Raw genomic sequence first — 17584 nt, 5'->3', positions numbered from 1 at the left:
TTTTCACTGCAACCGTAAACGATTCTCGTCTGACGATAAAACTATATTTTTATTTTAGTTTAATCGTCAAGTATTATAATGCTGACAGATTATTTTCATAAGGAGTAAAAATGAATGAGAATTTCAATGAGCGTCTGGCATCCATTATCGCCAACGACGTCGCCAAAGAGAACCTCGGCCATATCGACCTGCACAAAGCGCGGGAACTGCTGATGGACGCCGGTGCCGTGCTCTTTGACGTCCGGCCGCCGGCGAAGGTGGAGGGCGAAAATGCCCAGGAAGCGGGGATCAAAAATGCCCATTACACGCCCTACCCGGCTTTTGCCGCCTCCCTGGACCTGCTGCCCGAAGACAAAACGACCCCGATTATCACCGCCTGCGTCAAAGGGTGGTTCGGCAACCGCGTCATGGCCTACCTCGAGATGATGGGCTATGCCAATGTCTATATCCTCGACACCAGCGTCACGGCGCTGATCGAAGCACACTACGCCCACAGCGGCCGCTGAGACCGGCACGATACAAAGGAAAAACCGCATGAGAAAAACAGTGATCTCCCTGATCGCACTGAGCGCACTGGCCGCTTCCGCTTTCGCCTACGACGCCGCGAAAGCCGCCGAGTTTGACGGCTTCTTCTCCCACATGACCCACAAGGCGTGCGCCAACTCGACGCTCTTCGTCAAGGCCGACGACGTCATGAAGATGCTGCGCGAAGCCAAACCGATGCTCCTGCTCGATATCCGGACCGAAGGGGAAGCCTCCGTCGTCGGTCTGGGCACTGCAGGTTCCAGACACGTCCCCGTCGAGCACCTGTTCGAAAAAACGAACCTCGACGCCCTCCCCACGGACCGCCCGATCATCCTTGTCTGCTACTCCGGTACGCGGGCAACGATGGCGGCCATGGGGCTGAAAATGATCGGGATCAAGAACGTACAGGTGCTCAAAGGGGGCATCGTCGCGCTCGCAACTTCCGATACGACAAAAAACGCACCGATAAAGGAATCAAAATGAAAATCGCCATCCCCGTAGAGGGTGAAAACCTCAAAATCGTCAAACGCACGGGGCAGGCCCCCTACTACGCCCTCTTCGACGACACCGTCTTCGAGCGGATCGTCGAGGCGCCGCAAAGCGGGCATGCCCACGACGACCATCTCGATCACCATGACCATGAGGACCACGACGGCCATCACGGGCATCACCACGCCGAAGACGAGGAGCATATCAAGGGACACGGCAAGAGCCTCTCCAACCTCGCCGGTGTCGAGATGATGCTCGTACGCATGATCGGAACGCATATGAAAGAGGCGGTCGACCGCGCCGGCATCACCGTCAAGAAGATCCGCGAGAAACACGGCGAAACCGCCGATGAAGCCGTCAAAAACTATCTAGAGGAGAAAGCAGCATGAAAATCGTATTCCCGACCGATGAAGACATGGGATTCCTCTCCCGCCGCGGGGCGCACTTCGGCAAGGCCAAGTACTACACCCTCGTCACCGTCGAAAATAATCGTATAATGGATGTCGAAGGTATCGTCAACCCAGGCCACGATGCCGGCGGCTGCGGCAACGCCGTCGCCAATATCATGGCCCTGCACCCGGACGCGCTGGTCGTTTCGGGTATCGGCGGCTCCCCGGCCAAAGGGTTTGAACAGGCGGGCCTCACCGTCTATGTCGACCGCGAATCGCCGACGGTACGCGACTCCGTCGAACGCCTGATGCGTAACGCCCTCGGCGCCCTCGGCGGCAAAGGGACCTGTTCCACCCACTGAGCAAGGATGAGATCATGAAGCTTTCAGCCATTTACCGTTTTTACCGGGACGGTTTCAGCGCCATGCGGCTTGGCCGTACGCTCTGGACCGTCGTGGCCGTCAAGCTTCTCATTCTTTTCGGCGTAATCAAGCTGCTCTTTTTCAACGATACCCTGCAGAGCCGCTTCGACAGTGACGAAGCGCGGCAGGAGTATGTCAGCCGACAGCTGACGGGCACACCGTAACCCCCCAGTAGTTTATTCGATACTATAATACTCTGCACCCCAGAAGGGGAGAGGCGTGTCGAGAACAGGACAAAAATGAAAATGAAAAGGATAATTAATGCTGTATGAAACGGCCGCAAGCGTTGACTGGGCACGGGCCCAGTTTGCCCTGACGGCGATCTACCACTTCCTGTTCGTCCCGCTCACCCTGGGACTCTCGTTTATCGTCGCGATCATGGAGACGCTCTATGTCCGCACGAACGACCCGCAGTGGAAGCGGGCGACGAAGTTCTGGATGACCCTCTTTGCCATCAACTTCGCCGTCGGCGTCGCCACGGGGCTGATCATGGAGTTCGAGTTCGGGACAAACTGGGCCAACTACTCCTGGTTCGTCGGCGACATCTTCGGCGCGCCCCTGGCGGTCGAGGGGATCCTCGCCTTCTTTATGGAGTCGACCTTCTTCGCCGTCATGTTCTTCGGCTGGGAGAAGGTGAGCAAAGGGTTCCACCTCCTCTCCACCTGGCTCGTCGCCGTCGGTTCGAACCTCTCCGCCCTCTGGATCCTTGTCGCCAACGGCTGGATGCAGTACCCCGTCGGCATGGCCTTCAACCCCGACACCGCCCGTAACGAGATGGCCTCCTTCTGGGATGTCATTCTCTCCCCGGTTGCGATGTCGAAGTTCTTGCACACCATCAGCAGCGGCTACGTCATCGCCGGGCTCTTCGTCGTCGGAATCTCCGGCTGGTACCTGCTGAAGAACCGCGACGTGCTGATCGCAAAGCGCAGCATGGTCGTCGGCGCCTCTTTCGGCCTGCTTGTTTCGCTTTTCCTCGCACTGAGCGGGGATGAGAGCGCCTATAACGTCGCGCAGAAACAGCCGGTCAAACTGGCCGCCATGGAGGGGCTCTACAAAGGCGAGACCCGCGCGGGCATCATCGCCTTCGGCATCCTCAACATCGACAAAGAGCTGGGCGACGACCGCCACGAGTTTTACGGCGACATCGAAATCCCCTACGCCCTCTCTTTCCTGGGCTACCACGATATCGACGCCTTCGTGCCGGGCCTCGACGACCTCGTCTACGGCAACGAGAAGCACGGCATCGAACCGGCGCAGGCGCGGATTGAGCGCGGCAAGACAGCGGTTGCGGCGTTCAAGGAGTACAAAGCGGCCGTAAAAGCGGGCGATGACACTGCTGCGGCCGAAGCCCGCACGGTGCTCGAAGCAAACATCGCTGATTTCGGCTACGGTTACCTCGAGAAACCCGAAGATATCGTCCCGCCGATCGCGCTGACCTTCTACAGTTTCCACGTCATGGTGGGACTGGGCAGCTGGTTCATCCTGCTCTTCCTTGTCCTGCTCTACCTGACGATGGCCAACGAGATCACCCGATTCCGCAAACTGCTCTGGCTCGCCATCTGGTCGATCCCGCTGGGCTACATCGCCGCCGAAGCGGGCTGGATCGTCGCCGAGGTCGGCCGCCAGCCCTGGGCCGTGCAGGACCTGCTGCCCGTCGGCATCGCGATGACGGACATCTCGAGCAGCAGCGTCCAGACGACCTTCTGGATGTTCGCGGCGCTCTTTACAGCGCTGCTCGTCGCGGAGATCAAGATCATGCTCCGCCAGATCAAAATCGGACCCGACGGAGGACACCACTGATGTTTGAGCAACTTACACTCCTTCAACTCCAGCAGTACTGGTGGATCATCATCAGCCTGCTGGGCGGACTCTTTGTCTATATCATGTTTATCCAGGGGGGCCAGACCCTCCTGAGTCAGCTCAGCGACAACGAAACGGAAAAGACGATGCTCGTCAACTCCCTCGGGCGCAAGTGGGAGCTCGGCTTCACGACCCTGGTCCTTTTCGGCGGGGCGCTCTTTGCCGCCTTCCCGCTCTTTTACGCCACGAGCTTCGGCGGGGCGTACTGGGTCTGGATGGTTATCCTCTTCTGTTTTATCATCCAGGCGGTCAGCTACGAGTACCGCAAGAAACCCGACAACGTCCTGGGGCAGAAGACCTACGAAGCGTTCCTCTACATCAACGGCAGCCTCGGCGTCGTGCTGCTCGGCATCGCCATCAGCACCTTCTTCAGCGGTGCGGATTTCGCCCTCGATGAGAGCAACTTCGTCCACTGGCAGGGGGCTGCGCGGGGCCTTGAAGCGCTGCTGAACCCCATGAACTACCTGCTGGGCTTCGCCCTGCTCTTCCTCGTGCGGATCGCGGCGGGGATGTATTTCATCTCGAGCATCGACCATGCGCCGATCGAAGCCAAGGCGCGTATGATGATCAAGCGTAACATCGTCTGGTTCCTGCCCTTCTTCCTCGGTTTCGTCGCCTGGGTTTTCCTCAAAGACGGCTTCGCCTACGACGCCGCCACCAAAACGGTGTCGATGGTACCGCACAAATACTTCTGGAACTTCATCGAAATGCCCGTTGTGGGCATCATGTTCCTCGCAGGGGTCGTCATGGTCCTGCTCTCCGTCTTCAACACGGTCTTCCGCGGCAAAGGCTGCTGCGCCTGGACCAACGGGGTCGGGATCGTGCTGACGGTTATGGCGGTGCTGCTCGCCGTCGGGTTTAACGGCACGGCCTTCTACCCCTCGACGCACGACATCCAGCACTCGCTCACCATCGAGAATGCCTCCGGCAGCCACTACACGCTGACCGTGATGAGTTACGTCTCGCTGATGGTGCCCTTCGTCCTCGCCTACATCGCCTACGCGTGGCGGCAGATGGACCGGGTCAAGATCACCGAAGAAGAGATCACCGCGCCCGACGCGCACAACTATTAAGGAGTACGGTATGGACTACACATCTTCACTCATCTGGTTTGCATCCTGGCCGCTGATCATCTACGTCAGCTACCGCTTCGTCCGCCTCAACGTCGACGAGATCGCACGCCGAGAAAAAGAGCAGTCGTGACCCCATTTGGGGAAGGGGTTTCGATACAATCACAGTATGAAAGAACACTCCCGCGCCAAAGAGGCCTTTAGCAAGGCCCTGCGCTCCCTCGCCGCCATGACGCCGATGCTCCTGGCCGTCATCGCCCTGGTGGGCCTCTTCCAGGCCTTTGTCTCCCCGGAGATGCTCCGCGCACTCTTTAGCGGCTCCGCCTTCCTTGACACCCTGATCGGGACCGTCATCGGCGGGATCTCCATCGGCCAGCCCGTCATCAGCTACATTATCGGCGGCGAGCTGCTCGGCCAGGGGATCTCCCTTTATGCGGTCACCGCCTTTATCCTCGCATGGGTGACGCTCGGGATCATTCAGCTGCCGCTCGAAGCCTCCCTCTTCGGACGGCGTTTCACCATTGTCCGCAACCTGCTCAGCTTCGTTTTCGCGATGCTGATCGGCGTCGCGACCGCCCTGACGCTGCAGGGGCTCTCATGAAACAGAATGCCCCCAAAAAGCCGAAGTGCAACGGCTGCGTCCTACTCGTTGTTACCCTCCTGCTCTACGGCATGGCGGCGCTGTTCGCCCCGGAGAAGACGCTCCTCGCCGCCGAAGAGAGCTTCGGCATTCTGGTCAAGATCCTGCCGATCCTGCTCGTCGTCTTTTTTCTCACCGCCCTGCTCAACACCTTTTTGAAACCCAAAAGCATCGCGAAACACCTCGGCAAGGGTTCGCGGTTTCGCGGCTGGTTCATCGCCCTCTTCGGCGGGATCCTCAGCCACGGCCCCGGGTATGTCTGGTACCCCATGCTCGCCGACCTGAGAAGCCAGGGGGCCCGCGACGGCCTCATCGTCGCCTTCTTTTACGCCCGGGCCATCAAACTCCCCTGGCTCCCCGTCATGATCAGCTACTTCGGCATCGGTTTCACCCTTGTGCTTAGCTTCTACATCCTACTGGGCGCCTGGCTGCAGGGGATCATTGCCGATAAAATACTGGTAAAGCATGAAACGTAAAGAGTATCAACATCTGCTTTTCCGTCAAGGCCGAAACGGTAGTTAGCGGGTCGAGCGGATCACCTAGGCATGGCAGTGCCCGAGAGCGGCAGCCTTTTATCCTTTTTTCTTCCCGGTTCGGCTTCTTTTTTGGATAAGCAAAAAAGAAGGGGAACAAAGCACCTCATCAAGAAGGAAAACAATGAAAACCATCTACCTCGCCGGCCCCGACGTCTTCGAACCCGACCCTTTTGCCGCGGGCGAGGCTCTCAAGCAGCTCTGCAGCGAGCACGGCTTCGAAGGGCTCTTCCCCCTGGACAACGCCATCGAAGCCTTCGACCACCCGCACAAAACCGCCGAAGCGATCCGGAAAGCGAACATCGACCTCATCCGCCGGGCCGACATCGTCATGGCGAACCTCAACCCCTTCCGCGGTTTCGAACCCGACTCGGGCACCGTCTACGAGGTCGGGTTCGCCGAGGCGCTCGGCAAGCCGGTCTTCGCCTACGCCGCGGACCGCCGCCACATGCTCGAACGCCTCCGGGAACATCAGCGGCTGGCATCCGACGCCGTGCAGTGCCTGGAGGGCAAAAGCATCGAGTCCTTCGCCCTGTCGCACAACCTGATGTTCGCCCACACGCTCGTGGCAGACAATCCCCGCGGCTGCCTGCGCCATATCGCGGAGCGCTTCTGCTGACGCACCCAAAGTATTCGGTGCTATAATATTTCACGGCACCTATGAAAAAGGATTTGCGATGCGTGAGCTTTTCGACGGGTTTTTGGACGGCATGGAAGAAGTGCTGCGGCGGCGGACGATGATCGTCCTCGTCATTTTCGCCACGGTGGCTGCGGGCATCTGGGCGATCATAGGGATGCTCTACTGGGAACATTTCCTCACCTTCAGCGACCGTCTCGTCGAATGGCTCCCCTTTGCAATGCTCCGCTCCAACGGGGCGTGGATGCTCTCGACCTTCCTCTGGGTCCAGGCCATTATGCTCACCGTCGCCCTGCTCTCGCTGCTGCTGACGGTGACGCTCTACCGCGATCTTCCCAAAAAAGATTTTACCAAGGCCGCCGTCTGGCTGCTGCTGGGCGCCACGATCTTCTGGACCGTCGTGTGGCTTTTCAAAGGGAGCACCATCTACGACGGCGTGCTGAAGCTGCTGACCATGCTTCCCTTCGATACCGTCGAGAACGGGGTCAGTACCCTGCTGATCTTCTACTTCCTCTACAACGCCGCCATCATCACCATGCTCTTTTTTACAAGCCTCTACTCGCCGGTGCTGCTACGTCGCATCCGCGAAGAGGTCTATCCCTACGAGGACGTGCACAGCGAAGCCGAACTGCGCTCGCTGGTCTACACCGCCAGAAACACCCTCCTGTTTGTTGCCGCCTCTCTGGTGCTGATGCCGCTGCTCTTCGTCCCGGTGCTCAATATCTTCGTCCAGCTGCTGCTGTGGATCTGGCTGGTCAAGGACACCTTCACCTACGATGTCGGGGCACTCTTCTTCAACCCCAAGGAGCTGCGCCTGATCAAAAAGGGTGACAAGCACATTTGGGCCGTGGCCGCCGTCACTGCGCTGTTCAACTTCTTCCCCCTGCTCAACTTCGCCGGTCCCTTTATCGGGGAGATCATGATGTTCCGCTACCTCGTCGGGCTCAAAAGCAAACCCTAGACCGGGGCCGGGATGAACGATCAGACCCTCGGCACCTTTTTACTGCTGCTCGCGCTGCTGTTCGCACTGACCTATCTCCTCGCCGGCCTCTTCGAACGGCTGAAGATCCCGGGAATCCTCTCGGCGCTCTTCGTGGCGATGGGGGCGCATTATACGCCGATCGAACCGATGCTGACCCAGGGGGTCAACGGTGCCGTCTTCACCGTCCTTGCGGACCTCGGCGTCCTTTTCCTGCTCTTTTTTATCGGCCTGCAGATCGACACGAATGCGATGCGGCGCCAGGGGAAGGATATCCTGATCGCCACGGTGCTCAACACCTCCGTTCCCTTCCTCCTCGCCCTGGGGTTTATGCTCTACCTCGGTTACGGCTGGCTCATCGCCGTCGTTATCGGATTGACACGGATGCCGACGGCCGAAGCCGTCATCGTCCCAATCGTCGATGAATTCAGACTGCTGCGGACAAAGGTCGGCAACTACATCGTCGGCGCCGGGGTCATGGACGACGTCATCGAGGTCTTTCTCGTCGCGCTCGTCTCCGTCTGGGTCGGGGAGCGCAGCGGCATCATCACCTCCGATTCGATGGAAGTCGTGCATATCGTGACCAACATGGCCATCTTCATCACCGTCGCCTGGGGCGTCCGCAGCCTGGTCCTCGTCCCCCTCTCCCGCTGGCTGCAGATCAAAGTCCCCAACCTCATCCTCCTGATGATCATCGTCCTTTTTATCTTCGGCGGCTTCGCGGAGTATGTCGGGCTGGGACTGGTTGTCGGGGCCATCGTCGCAGGGATGCTGATGCGGCCGGTATTTACCGCGGCGACGAAAACCGGTGCGGAGGCGACCAAGGCGGTCCGGGCCGTCAGCTACGGATTTTTCGGCATCATCTTTTTCCTCTGGATCGGGATGAGCATCGACCTCGAGGGATTGGGTGCGGCTCCCCATCTGGCCATCGGGCTCTTTCTAGCCGACTTCATCGGGAAGACGGCGGGCATCCTCCTGATGGTGCCGATGAAAAAACTGACCTTCAAAGAGGCCCTGACCATCGGTATCGGCCTGAACGTACGGCTGACGACGGAGATCATCGTCGCCAAGCTGCTCTTTGACGCCCAGCTGATCGACCTCCAGCTCTTTACCGCCCTGGTGGCCGCCTCCTCCTTCTCGACCATCGCCGTCCCCCTGCTCTTCATCTTCATCGTCTCCCGCTGGAGGAGCGCGATCACAGGAGGTGCGGAGGTCGTGCCCGCTCCCATGGCCGGAATCGTGATCACCGAAACGCAGACGCCGTGGCACGCCAAAGCGATCGCGGAGGTCACCGCGCTGCTGGGCACGGATGTCGGCACGGGGCTGGATGACGCCCGGGCCAAGAGCCGTCTCGCCGAGGCCGGCCCCAACCGTATCGAGGCCGTCCGCAAAGAGGGGTGGGGTTCGATCCTGCTGCGCCAGTTCACCGATGTGCTGATCCTCATCCTTGCCGCGGCGGCAGTCGTCTCTTTTGCCGTCGGCGAAATCGGGGATACGATCACGATCCTCGCCATCATTCTCCTCAACGGCCTGCTGGGCTTTGTCCAGGAGTTCAAGGCGGAAAAGGCGATCGAAGCGCTGCAGAAGATGCTCTCCCCGCGCTGCAAGGTGCTGCGCGACGGCAGCCGGAGCGAAATCGACGCCGAAGCGCTTGTCCCCGGCGACGTCGTCCTGCTCGAAATAGGCGACAGGGTCCCCGCGGACCTGCGGCTGCTCGAAGCCGTCAATCTCAAAGCCGACGAATCCGCCCTCACGGGCGAATCGGCCTCCGTCGGCAAATCGGCCGACAGCATCGCCGAAGCGACGCCTCTCGCCGAGCGCAGCGACATGGTCTGGATGGGGACGAATGTCACCAACGGCTATGCGCGGGGGATCGTCACCGGCACCGGCATGGCGACGGAGTTCGGACGCATCGCACGGCTGACCAGCGAGGTCGAACAGACCCGTACTCCGCTGCAGAAACGGCTCGCCGTCCTGGGTAAACGGCTCGGTATCCTCTCCGTCGCCGTCTCGGCGCTGGTGGCGATCATGGGCTACCTCTTCGGCAAACCGGTCATGGAGATGTTCCTCACCGGCATTTCCCTTGCCGTCGCCGTCGTCCCCGAGGGACTGCCCGCCGTCGTCACGATCACCCTTGCGCTCGGCGTCAAGGCGATGGTGCGCCAAAACGCCCTGCTGAGGCGCCTGCAGGCGGCGGAGAACCTCGGCAGCGCCGACGTCATCTGTACGGACAAAACGGGAACGCTGACGAAGAACGAGATGACGGTACAGCAGATCTGGCTTTTCGGTGGCGGCGTGACCGTCACCGGCAGCGGGTATGATCCCGCCGGCCATTTTGAGGCCGACGGACACAAAATTGATTACAAGGGCCGTGCCGACCTTTTGGCGCTGCTGAAAACGGGGCTGATCTGCAACCACGCCTCACTGCACCGCGAAGCGGGTGCGTGGGGAATCACCGGCGAACCGACCGAGGCCGCCCTGATCACCGCCGCCTACAAAGCGTGGATGGCGCCGGCGGACGTCCGCATCGTCAGCGAGTTCTCCTTCAACTCCGAGCGCAAACGAATGACGACGGTGATCGACGAGGATGGGGCCAGGGCCGCCTACGTCAAGGGGGCGCCCGAAGTCCTCCTTGCGCGCGCGGCCTCCTATCTCGAACACGGTGAAATTCGCCCGCTGGACGCCGAGGCGCGCGGCCGCTTCGAAGCCGCCTACACCTCCCTCGCCGCATCGGGTCTCCGCACCCTCGCCCTGGCCACGCGCACCCTCGCCCCGGAGACGAAGCTCGATCCCGACGCGGTCGAACAAGCGCTTGTCCTGCTCGGCATTGCCGGCATTATCGACCCGCCGCGTCCGGAAGTCCCCGAGGCGATCCGCACGGCGAAAAGCGCCGGCATCGCCGTCGTCATGATCACCGGCGACGCCCCGTTGACCGCCATGGCGATCGCCGAGAAGATCGGGATGCACCCGCCGCGGGCCGTCACGGGAGCAGAACTGGCGACCATGAACGACGCGGCCCTCGCGTCGGCGCTGCAGGCGGAAGCGATCTTTGCACGGACGACACCCGAGAACAAGCTGCGCATCGTCAAAGCCCTGCAGCGCGAAGGGATGGTGACGGCGATGACGGGCGACGGCGTCAACGACGCGCCGGCGCTCAAGCGCGCCGACATCGGCATCGCGATGGGGATGCGGGGTACGGACGTCGCCAAAGGGGCCTCCGACATGCTCCTGCTCGACGACAACTTTGCCTCCATCGTCAACGCCGTGCGCGAAGGGCGGCGCCAGTACGACAATATCAAAAAGTTCGTCACCTACCTCCTCTCCTCCAATATCGGGGAGGTCCTCGCCATCTTTATCAATATTCTGCTCGGCGGCCCGCTGCTGCTCCTGCCCGTGCAGATCCTCTGGATGAACCTCGTCACCGACGGGATGACCGCCGTCGCCCTGGGCATGGAGCCCGCGGAAAAGGGGCTTATGCAGCGCCCTCCCCGGGCAGGGAACAGCACCTTCCTGCAGCGAAGGGGGATCTTGATGATCCTGCTGCTGGGCGCCTACATCGCCGGGGCAACGCTGTGGATATTCCACTACTATCTTGCCTCCGGCATGGCGGAGCCACAGGCGGTCATGCTGGCGCAGACCGTCGCCTTCACGGCGATCATCGTGCTGGAAAAGATGAACGTCTTCAACTACCGCAGCCTGCATGCGCCGATGCCGATCATCGGCTTCTTTACCAACCCCTGGCTGCTCGGCGCCTGGGTGACGACCGTCTCGCTGCAGGCCGCCGCCGTCTACGTGCCGTTTCTGCAGGAAGCCCTGCATACCGTTGCGCTCGGCTGGCAGGACTGGCTGCTGATCTTCGAGATCGCGCTGCCGCTCTTCGTCATCGTCGAACTCTATAAGTGGCTGGAGTGGTGGGGACGGCGCAACGGCCTTCCGGCGGAGGTCTAAAGGTTTCGATAGTGCAAAAGCACTCTGCGCACGCGCGGGAAATGCCGTTCAAGGTGTGAGAGTTCCTGCATCAGCGCCCCGCTCCACTCCGTCTCTTTGCGCCGGATCTCCTGCAAGAACGCAATGCGGCGCTCAACGAAGTAGAAGTAGAGCATGATGCTGACAACAGCGGCATAAAGGCACCAAACGGAGGTGACGGCATAGGGTTTCCACAGCGTAATGCCCACCAGGCCCATCAGGTTGAACCATCCGAAGAGCTGTACGGAGACGCTGCTGCTCAGGACCAGCGGCCCGCAGGTCGTGAGAATATAGGCGATGTTGATCCACCCCTTTTGCGTCCACGCGTTGACGTAGACAAGCGCGTCGTGCTTCACCGCAACGTACGTCGGCTGTACGGAGAGTCCCCACAGCGTATAGGCCGCCAGAATGCCGCCCAGTACGAGAAGCACCCCGATCACCCTCCGGTACCATCCCGAAGGCTCCAGCAGCCAGATCGCCAGCGGCACGAGAAACGGCAGCAGCCCCTGGGCATAGAAGATGAAGATGCTCTCCGCCATCTCCAGCGCGCGCGGTTCGATCAACCCGTCCATGCCCAGCCAGACGAACCCCTGGGTGAACTGGTGCAGGGCGAAAAGCAGCGGCAGGCTCGCGAAGACGACCTCTTTTGGCTCGCTGACCCGCCGAAGCGTCAGCAGGCCGATCACGCCCAGGGCACCGGAGAGCGTAAAGTTCATAATGGCAAAGAACATGGCTTACTTTTTCAGGTCGTGAATGAGCGTCGAGCCGCATTTTTTATGCCATTTCACAATCGCCTCCCACGCCTCTTCAGCCGTTTCGGCGAATGCGAAAAGTTCCCGGTCCTCTTCGTCTATCGTCCCCTCCTCGACAAGCATCTCGAAATTGATGATCCCCCGCCAGTAGCTTTCGCCGACGAAGACGACGGGCATCGGGTCGATCTTGCGTGTCTGCACCAGGGTCAGCACTTCGAAACATTCGTCCAGGGTCCCGTAGCCGCCGGGGAAGATGACAAGGGCTTTGGCCCGCCGCAGAAAGTGGAGCTTGCGGATGGCGAAGTAGTGCACCTGGAAGCAGAGTTCGGGGGTAATGTAGGGGTTGGGGTACTGTTCATGGGGCAGGGTAATGTTGAGGCCGATCGATTTGGCCCCGACGTCGAAAGCCCCGCGGTTGGCCGCCTCCATGATGCCCGGCCCCCCGCCTGTCATCAGGGTGATCTTCGTATCTTCGGGCCCTTTGCCGCTGCGGCCGACGATCCTCCCGAAAGCGCGGGCCGTCTCGTAGTAGTGGCTCTTGGCCAGGATCCGCCGCGCAATGCCCAGCTCTTTTTCAAGGGCCTCGCCGTCTTTGGCGTTCCGTTCCGATTCGAGGCTCTCGATCAGGCGCTTGGCCTCCGCCTCCTCCATGATCCGCGTGGAGCCGAAGACGACGATGGTGTGTTCGATGCCGTGTTCGCGCAGCAGCAGCTCGGGCTTGAAGTAGTCCACCTCCAGCCGCACGCCCCGCACCTCGTCGCGCCGGAGAAAGTTCGGGTCCCGGTCCGCCTGGATAAAATTGTCGTGGGCCATGATGGCCTTCACGCGTTTATGTGCTTTGGGGTCGTCCTCGTTGGGCTTCGGGTGTTCCCACGGCAACGGCTTCTGGTGCCGTTTCAGCAGCTTGCGGAACGCTTTTTTATCATGGTTTTTCTTCATGGCTTTCTCTTTCAACTCCGATCTCCCATTGTAGCATGCATCCGCGTCTACATGGTACAATCCTTCTATGGAATACGCCGTTCTCAAATCGATGGTCATCGCGCTGCTGCTGGGGTTCATGATCGGCATGCAGCGCACCATGAGCCGCATGCCCCAAAGCGGCCAGAGCTTCGCGGGCAGCCGGACCTTTGCCCTGCTGGCCCTTATCGGCTACCTCGCCAGCTGGCTCGGCGAGACGGTCCCGGGCTTCGTCTTCGCCGCGACGGCGGTCGTCGGCCTCCTCGTCGGGCTCTCCTATTACCTCAAGGTCACCCGCTTTCACAAGACGGGGATGACGACCCAGGTCGCCGCCGTCGTCACCTTTCTCCTGGGCCTGATGGTCTATGCCTCCCTCGAGCCCTACGCCATCTTCATCGCCGTACTGATGGTCGTGCTCCTCGAGATCAAACCCCGTCTGCGGGAGTTCGAAGCGCACCTCTCCTCCACCGACATCAACGCCGCCGTCCTGCTGCTGGCGATGAGCTTCATCGTGCTGCCGGTGCTGCCCAACGAGATGATCGGCCCTTATGAACTTTTCAACCCCTACAAGACCTGGCTGATGGCCGTCATCATCGCCGCCATCTCCTTTGTGGGGTACGCCGCGGTCAAGCTCTTCGGACACAAGCGCGGGCTCTTCATCACCGGGGCCGCCGGCGGGCTCGTCTCTTCCACGGGCGTGGCCGTATCGCTCTCCAAGATGTTCGCAAATCAGTTCAGCCTGCTCAACAACTACGCCGCCGGCGTGGCCGTCGCCTGTACCTTCATGTACCTGCGCGTCCTCTTCGAAGCGGCCGTCATCTATCCCGCCCTCGCCAAGCTCCTCGCCCCTGCCTTCCTCGCCGCGACGGCCGTGGGCCTGCTCTTCACCTATTACCTCTATACCCGTTCGCAGAGTGCCGATATCCATCTCGAGAACGAAGCGATCACGAAAAACCCGCTGCAGCTGAGCGAAGCGATCAAATTCGGCCTGATCTTCGGCGTCATCTACGGGGCGATCGCCTTTACCGAGAACCGCTTCGGCAATGTCGGCGTCTACATCGTTTCACTGATCTCCGGTATTACCGATGTCGATGCCATCACCCTCTCGCTCTCGGAACTGAGCAAGGACGGCAAACTTGTCAAAAGCACCGCCATGAACGGCATCGTCATCGCTTCGGTGACAAATTCGCTCGTCAAACTCGGCATCGTCTTCTGGATAGGCGGTCTGAAGCTTGGATGGCGCACCGCACAGTTCTTCATCCTGACACTCGGTTCGATGGCCACGGTGCTCTCTCTGACCGAGCTCTTTCTTCTCTAATCCATAAGAATATTAAATAAAAATAATTATTCATTGTTATCATTAAGGGTAAATAGGTGATACTGTCTTCCTAAATACATTAATTTTGAGGAGAATTCATGAAAACCAGTGCACGCAACCAGATCAAGGCAACGGTGACCGAGATCATCGGGGGAACCGTCAACAGCGAAGTGGTGATGGACGTGGCAGGCACCCCGCTCAAGGCTATCATTACCAAAGAGGCGGTCTCCGAGATGGGACTGGCGGCCGGTTCGGAAGTCTACGCCATCATCAAAGCCTCCTTCGTCATGATCGCCAAAGAGAAACCCGGCAAGATCAGCACACGGAACGTCATCGAGACAACGGTCAGCGACATAATCGAAGGCCCGGTCAGCTGCGAACTCAAACTTGCCATGGGCAGCGCGGTCCTGACCGCGATCATCACCGAAGAAGCGGCCAAGGAACTTGACGTCGCCAAAGGAGACACCGTCTACGCGCTGATCAAAGCCAGCGCCATCATTCTCGCACAGTAACACTCTATTTGCAGCCTTCAACGGCTGCGAAGCCCCGTTGCTTATGCCCCGGAACGGCTATTGTCCCGTCTGCGCTTCCTGCTCTGCCGCTTCCAGATCGATAATTTTGGGCAGTGTCGTCAGGACACTGTCGGGGTTAAGGCTGATGGAGTCGATGCCGAGCTTCACGAGGAACTCCGCGACCTCCGGGTAGTCCGACGGGGCCTGCCCGCAGATGCCGCTGTGGCGCCCGTTGCGCTTCGCCCCCTCGACGGCCATCTCGATCATCTTCAGCACCCCCTCATCCCGCTCCTCGTAATCAAAGGCGACGATCTCGCTGTCGCGGTCGACGCCCAGGGTGAGTTGGGTGAGGTCGTTGCTGCCGATACTGAAGCCGTCGAAGACCTCGCTGAAGCCGTCGATGGAGATGACGTTGTTGGGGATCTCGCACATCACGTAGATCTGCAGCCCGTTCTCTCCCCGCACCAGCCCGTGCTTCGCCATCGTCTCAACGACCCGGCGCCCCTCTTCGACCCGGCGGCAGAAGGGGATCATCAGGATAACGTTCGTAAAGCCCATCTCGTCGCGGACCCGCTTCATCGCGGCACACTCCAGCGCGAACCCCTCCTCGTAGGCGGGATGGCTGTAGCGCGCCGCGCCCCGGAAGCCGATCATCGGGTTCGCCTCGTCCAGCGGTTCGAAGAACTGCCCGCCCGCGAGGGTGGCGTACTCGTTCGTTTTGAAGTCGCTCATGCGAACGACGCAGGGGTCGGGGTAGACCGCCGACGCGATCGTCGCCACCCCCTCGGAGAGGCGCTTGATAAAGAAATCCTCCGGTCCCTCGTAGGCGGCGCTGAGCGCCTCGATCTGCACCCTTGTGGCCAGATCCGTCTTTTCGGGGTGGACCAGCGCCATCGGGTGGACCTTGATCGACTCGTTGATGATGAACTCCATCCGCGCCAGCCCGATCCCGTCGACGGGAAGATGCGCCAGCGAAAAGGCGAGATCGGGGTTGCCGAGGTTCATCATGATCTTCGTGCGCGTTTTGGGGAGATGGCTGAGATCGGTGCGTTCAATCTCAAAGGCCAGCATGCCGTCGTAGACCCGTCCCGTCTCCCCCTCGGCACAGCTGACCGTCACCTCCCGGCCGTCTTTGAGCAGTTCCGTCGCGTTTTCCGCACCGACGATGGCAGGGATGCCGAGCTCCCGGCTGACAATGGCCGCGTGACAGGTACGCCCGCCGCGGTTGGTCACGATGGCCGAAGCCATCTTCATCACCGGTTCCCAGTCCGGCGTCGTCGTATCGGCCAGCAGCACCTCCCCCTGCTTGAACTCGCCGAGCTGCGACGTATCGCGGATATGGTGCACCTTTCCGCTGCCGATCTTCGTACCGACGGCGCGTCCGGTCGCGAGCAGCTCCCCCTCCCCCGTCAGATGGTAGATCTCGAGGATCGACCCTTTCTTCTGCGACTCCACCGTCTCCGGGCGCGCCTGTACCATGTAGAGCCGGCCGTCGATGCCGTCCTTGGCCCACTCCATGTCCATCGGCTTGTCGTGGCCAACGTTTTCGGAGTAGTGCCGCTCGATCTTGATGGCGTAATCGGCCAGGACCATCACGTCTTCGTCGGTAATGCAGAAACGCGTCCGCTCGGCGGGCGGCGTCTCGACGTTTTTCGTATACTCGACGGCGATGCTGCCGCTGCTGAGCGCTTCGGAGAAGATCATCTCGAGCTCTTTTTTCCCCAGGCTCCGCTTCAAAACCGCCCGGTGCCCCCGGTCAAACGTCGGCTTGTGAACGTAGAAGCCGTCCGGATCGATGGTCCCCTGCACGACGTTCTCCCCCAGCCCGTAGGTGCCGGTAATGTAGACGACGTCGCGGAAGCCCGTCTCCGTATCGATGCTGAACATCACCCCGCTCGCACCGACGTCGCTGCGCACCATCTTCATCACGACGACGCAGAGCTTGACCTCGAAGTAGTCGAAACCGCTGTCAAACTTGTAGTGCAGGGAGCGGTCGGTAAAGTTCGAAGCAAGGCAGCGTTTGTAGGCGTCCAGGAGCGCCTCCGCAGAGGCGATATTGAGGTAGGTGTCGTTCTGCCCCGCGAAGGAGGCCTCCGGGGAGTCCTCCGCCGTCGCGGAGGAGCGGACCGCCAGGGAGACGTCCTCGCCGTATTCGCGCCTGAGCGCCGCGTACCCCTCCAGGATCTCCGCTTCGAGCGCGGGCGGGAGGGTGCATCCGTAGAGGATCTCCCGGCACGCCTTCCCCCGCGCCTGCAGCTGCGCGACGTCGTCGGGGTTGAGATCATCCAGCTGCGCATGGAGCTTCTCCAGGGCACCGTTCGCTTCGAGCACAGCGTCATAGGCCTCCGCCGTGACGGCAAAACCGTTGGGGACGAGCACCCCCGCCGCGCTGAGATGCTGGTACATCTCCCCCAGGGACGCGTTCTTGCCCCCGACCGAAGGGACATCCCCGATGCCGAGCGCTTCAAACCATTTGACATATGCCATCGCTTCCTCCTTAGTGCAGTGTTCCTCGCCTCTTCCCTGTGCTGCCGC

Annotated in this window: 17 protein-coding genes; 14 read left to right on the top strand and 3 right to left on the bottom strand. The window is 60.7% G+C overall.

Features of this window, described 5'->3' with window-relative positions; translation table 11 throughout:
• Positions 1-110: 110 nt before the first annotated feature.
• The 12 genes from LOH54_RS01690 (at position 111) to LOH54_RS01635 (ending at position 11492) form a co-directional block, all read left to right on the top strand.
• Complete coding sequence (locus tag LOH54_RS01690) at positions 111-506, top strand: rhodanese-like domain-containing protein (RefSeq protein ID WP_231019987.1); 396 nt, start codon at positions 111-113, stop codon at positions 504-506.
• A 28-nt stretch (positions 507-534) separates the two neighbouring features.
• A complete protein-coding gene (locus tag LOH54_RS01685; protein ID WP_231019985.1) occupies positions 535-1008 on the top strand; it encodes a rhodanese-like domain-containing protein in 474 nt (157 codons plus the stop codon).
• Complete coding sequence (locus LOH54_RS01680; RefSeq protein ID WP_231019984.1) at positions 1005-1403, top strand: NifB/NifX family molybdenum-iron cluster-binding protein; 399 nt, start codon at positions 1005-1007, stop codon at positions 1401-1403. Before LOH54_RS01685 ends, LOH54_RS01680 begins: the two co-directional genes overlap by 4 nt.
• A complete protein-coding gene (locus LOH54_RS01675; RefSeq protein ID WP_231019982.1) occupies positions 1400-1765 on the top strand; it encodes a NifB/NifX family molybdenum-iron cluster-binding protein in 366 nt (121 codons plus the stop codon). Before LOH54_RS01680 ends, LOH54_RS01675 begins: the two co-directional genes overlap by 4 nt.
• A 14-nt stretch (positions 1766-1779) precedes the next feature.
• Positions 1780-1989 carry a DUF4492 domain-containing protein gene (locus LOH54_RS01670; RefSeq protein WP_231019980.1) on the top strand — a complete coding sequence of 70 codons (210 nt, stop codon included), beginning with the start codon at positions 1780-1782 and terminating at the stop codon, positions 1987-1989.
• A gap of 97 nt (positions 1990-2086) precedes the next feature.
• Complete coding sequence (locus LOH54_RS01665; protein WP_231019979.1) at positions 2087-3625, top strand: cytochrome ubiquinol oxidase subunit I; 1539 nt, start codon at positions 2087-2089, stop codon at positions 3623-3625.
• Positions 3625-4758, top strand: coding sequence for a cytochrome d ubiquinol oxidase subunit II (gene cydB / locus LOH54_RS01660; RefSeq protein WP_231019977.1), 1134 nt, complete (start codon positions 3625-3627; stop codon positions 4756-4758). The genes LOH54_RS01665 and cydB overlap by 1 nt, the downstream gene beginning before the upstream one ends.
• A 166-nt stretch (positions 4759-4924) precedes the next feature.
• On the top strand, positions 4925-5356 hold the full coding sequence (locus LOH54_RS01655) for a permease (RefSeq protein WP_231019975.1): 432 nt from the start codon (positions 4925-4927) through the stop codon (positions 5354-5356).
• Complete coding sequence (locus LOH54_RS01650; protein ID WP_231019973.1) at positions 5353-5871, top strand: permease; 519 nt, start codon at positions 5353-5355, stop codon at positions 5869-5871. The genes LOH54_RS01655 and LOH54_RS01650 overlap by 4 nt, the downstream gene beginning before the upstream one ends.
• A 181-nt stretch (positions 5872-6052) precedes the next feature.
• Entirely contained in the window at positions 6053-6547 is a 495-nt protein-coding gene (locus tag LOH54_RS01645; protein WP_231019971.1) for a nucleoside 2-deoxyribosyltransferase, read from the top strand.
• A gap of 58 nt (positions 6548-6605) precedes the next feature.
• Positions 6606-7526: an EI24 domain-containing protein gene (locus LOH54_RS01640; protein ID WP_231019969.1), complete on the top strand. Its 921-nt coding sequence runs from the start codon at positions 6606-6608 to the stop codon at positions 7524-7526.
• A 12-nt stretch (positions 7527-7538) separates the two neighbouring features.
• Positions 7539-11492, top strand: a complete 3954-nt coding sequence (locus LOH54_RS01635; protein WP_231019967.1) for an HAD-IC family P-type ATPase — start codon at positions 7539-7541, stop codon at positions 11490-11492.
• Here LOH54_RS01635 and LOH54_RS01630 read toward each other — a convergent pair.
• Together LOH54_RS01630 and LOH54_RS01625 are read right to left on the bottom strand one after the other, a co-directional pair.
• The gene (locus tag LOH54_RS01630; RefSeq protein WP_231019965.1) at positions 11489-12241 is read right to left on the bottom strand and encodes a DUF6629 family protein; all 753 of its coding nucleotides are present in this window, start codon (positions 12239-12241) and stop codon (positions 11489-11491) included. The genes LOH54_RS01635 and LOH54_RS01630 overlap by 4 nt on opposite strands.
• A gap of 3 nt (positions 12242-12244) precedes the next feature.
• On the bottom strand, positions 12245-13201 hold the full coding sequence (locus LOH54_RS01625; RefSeq protein ID WP_231019963.1) for an LOG family protein: 957 nt from the start codon (positions 13199-13201) through the stop codon (positions 12245-12247).
• Between the two features lie 67 nt (positions 13202-13268).
• On the opposite strand from LOH54_RS01625, the gene LOH54_RS01620 reads away from it, so the two are divergent.
• Together LOH54_RS01620 and LOH54_RS01615 are read left to right on the top strand one after the other, a co-directional pair.
• Positions 13269-14537, top strand: a complete 1269-nt coding sequence (locus LOH54_RS01620) for an MgtC/SapB family protein (RefSeq protein ID WP_231019962.1) — start codon at positions 13269-13271, stop codon at positions 14535-14537.
• A gap of 98 nt (positions 14538-14635) precedes the next feature.
• Positions 14636-15049, top strand: a complete 414-nt coding sequence (locus tag LOH54_RS01615) for a TOBE domain-containing protein (protein WP_231019960.1) — start codon at positions 14636-14638, stop codon at positions 15047-15049.
• Positions 15050-15106: 57 nt separating this feature from the next.
• Here the strand turns inward: LOH54_RS01615 and ppsA are convergent, their stop codons facing one another.
• A complete protein-coding gene (ppsA, locus tag LOH54_RS01610; RefSeq protein WP_231019959.1) occupies positions 15107-17536 on the bottom strand; it encodes a phosphoenolpyruvate synthase in 2430 nt (809 codons plus the stop codon).
• Positions 17537-17584 lie beyond the last annotated feature (48 nt).

The organism is Sulfurimonas sp. HSL-3221 (genome assembly GCF_021044585.1).
GTDB classification, from domain to species: Bacteria; Campylobacterota; Campylobacteria; order Campylobacterales; family Sulfurimonadaceae; genus Thiomicrolovo; species Thiomicrolovo sulfuroxydans.
The sequence above is the reverse complement of the archived record's forward strand: the minus strand, read 5'-3'. Positions and strand labels throughout refer to the sequence as shown.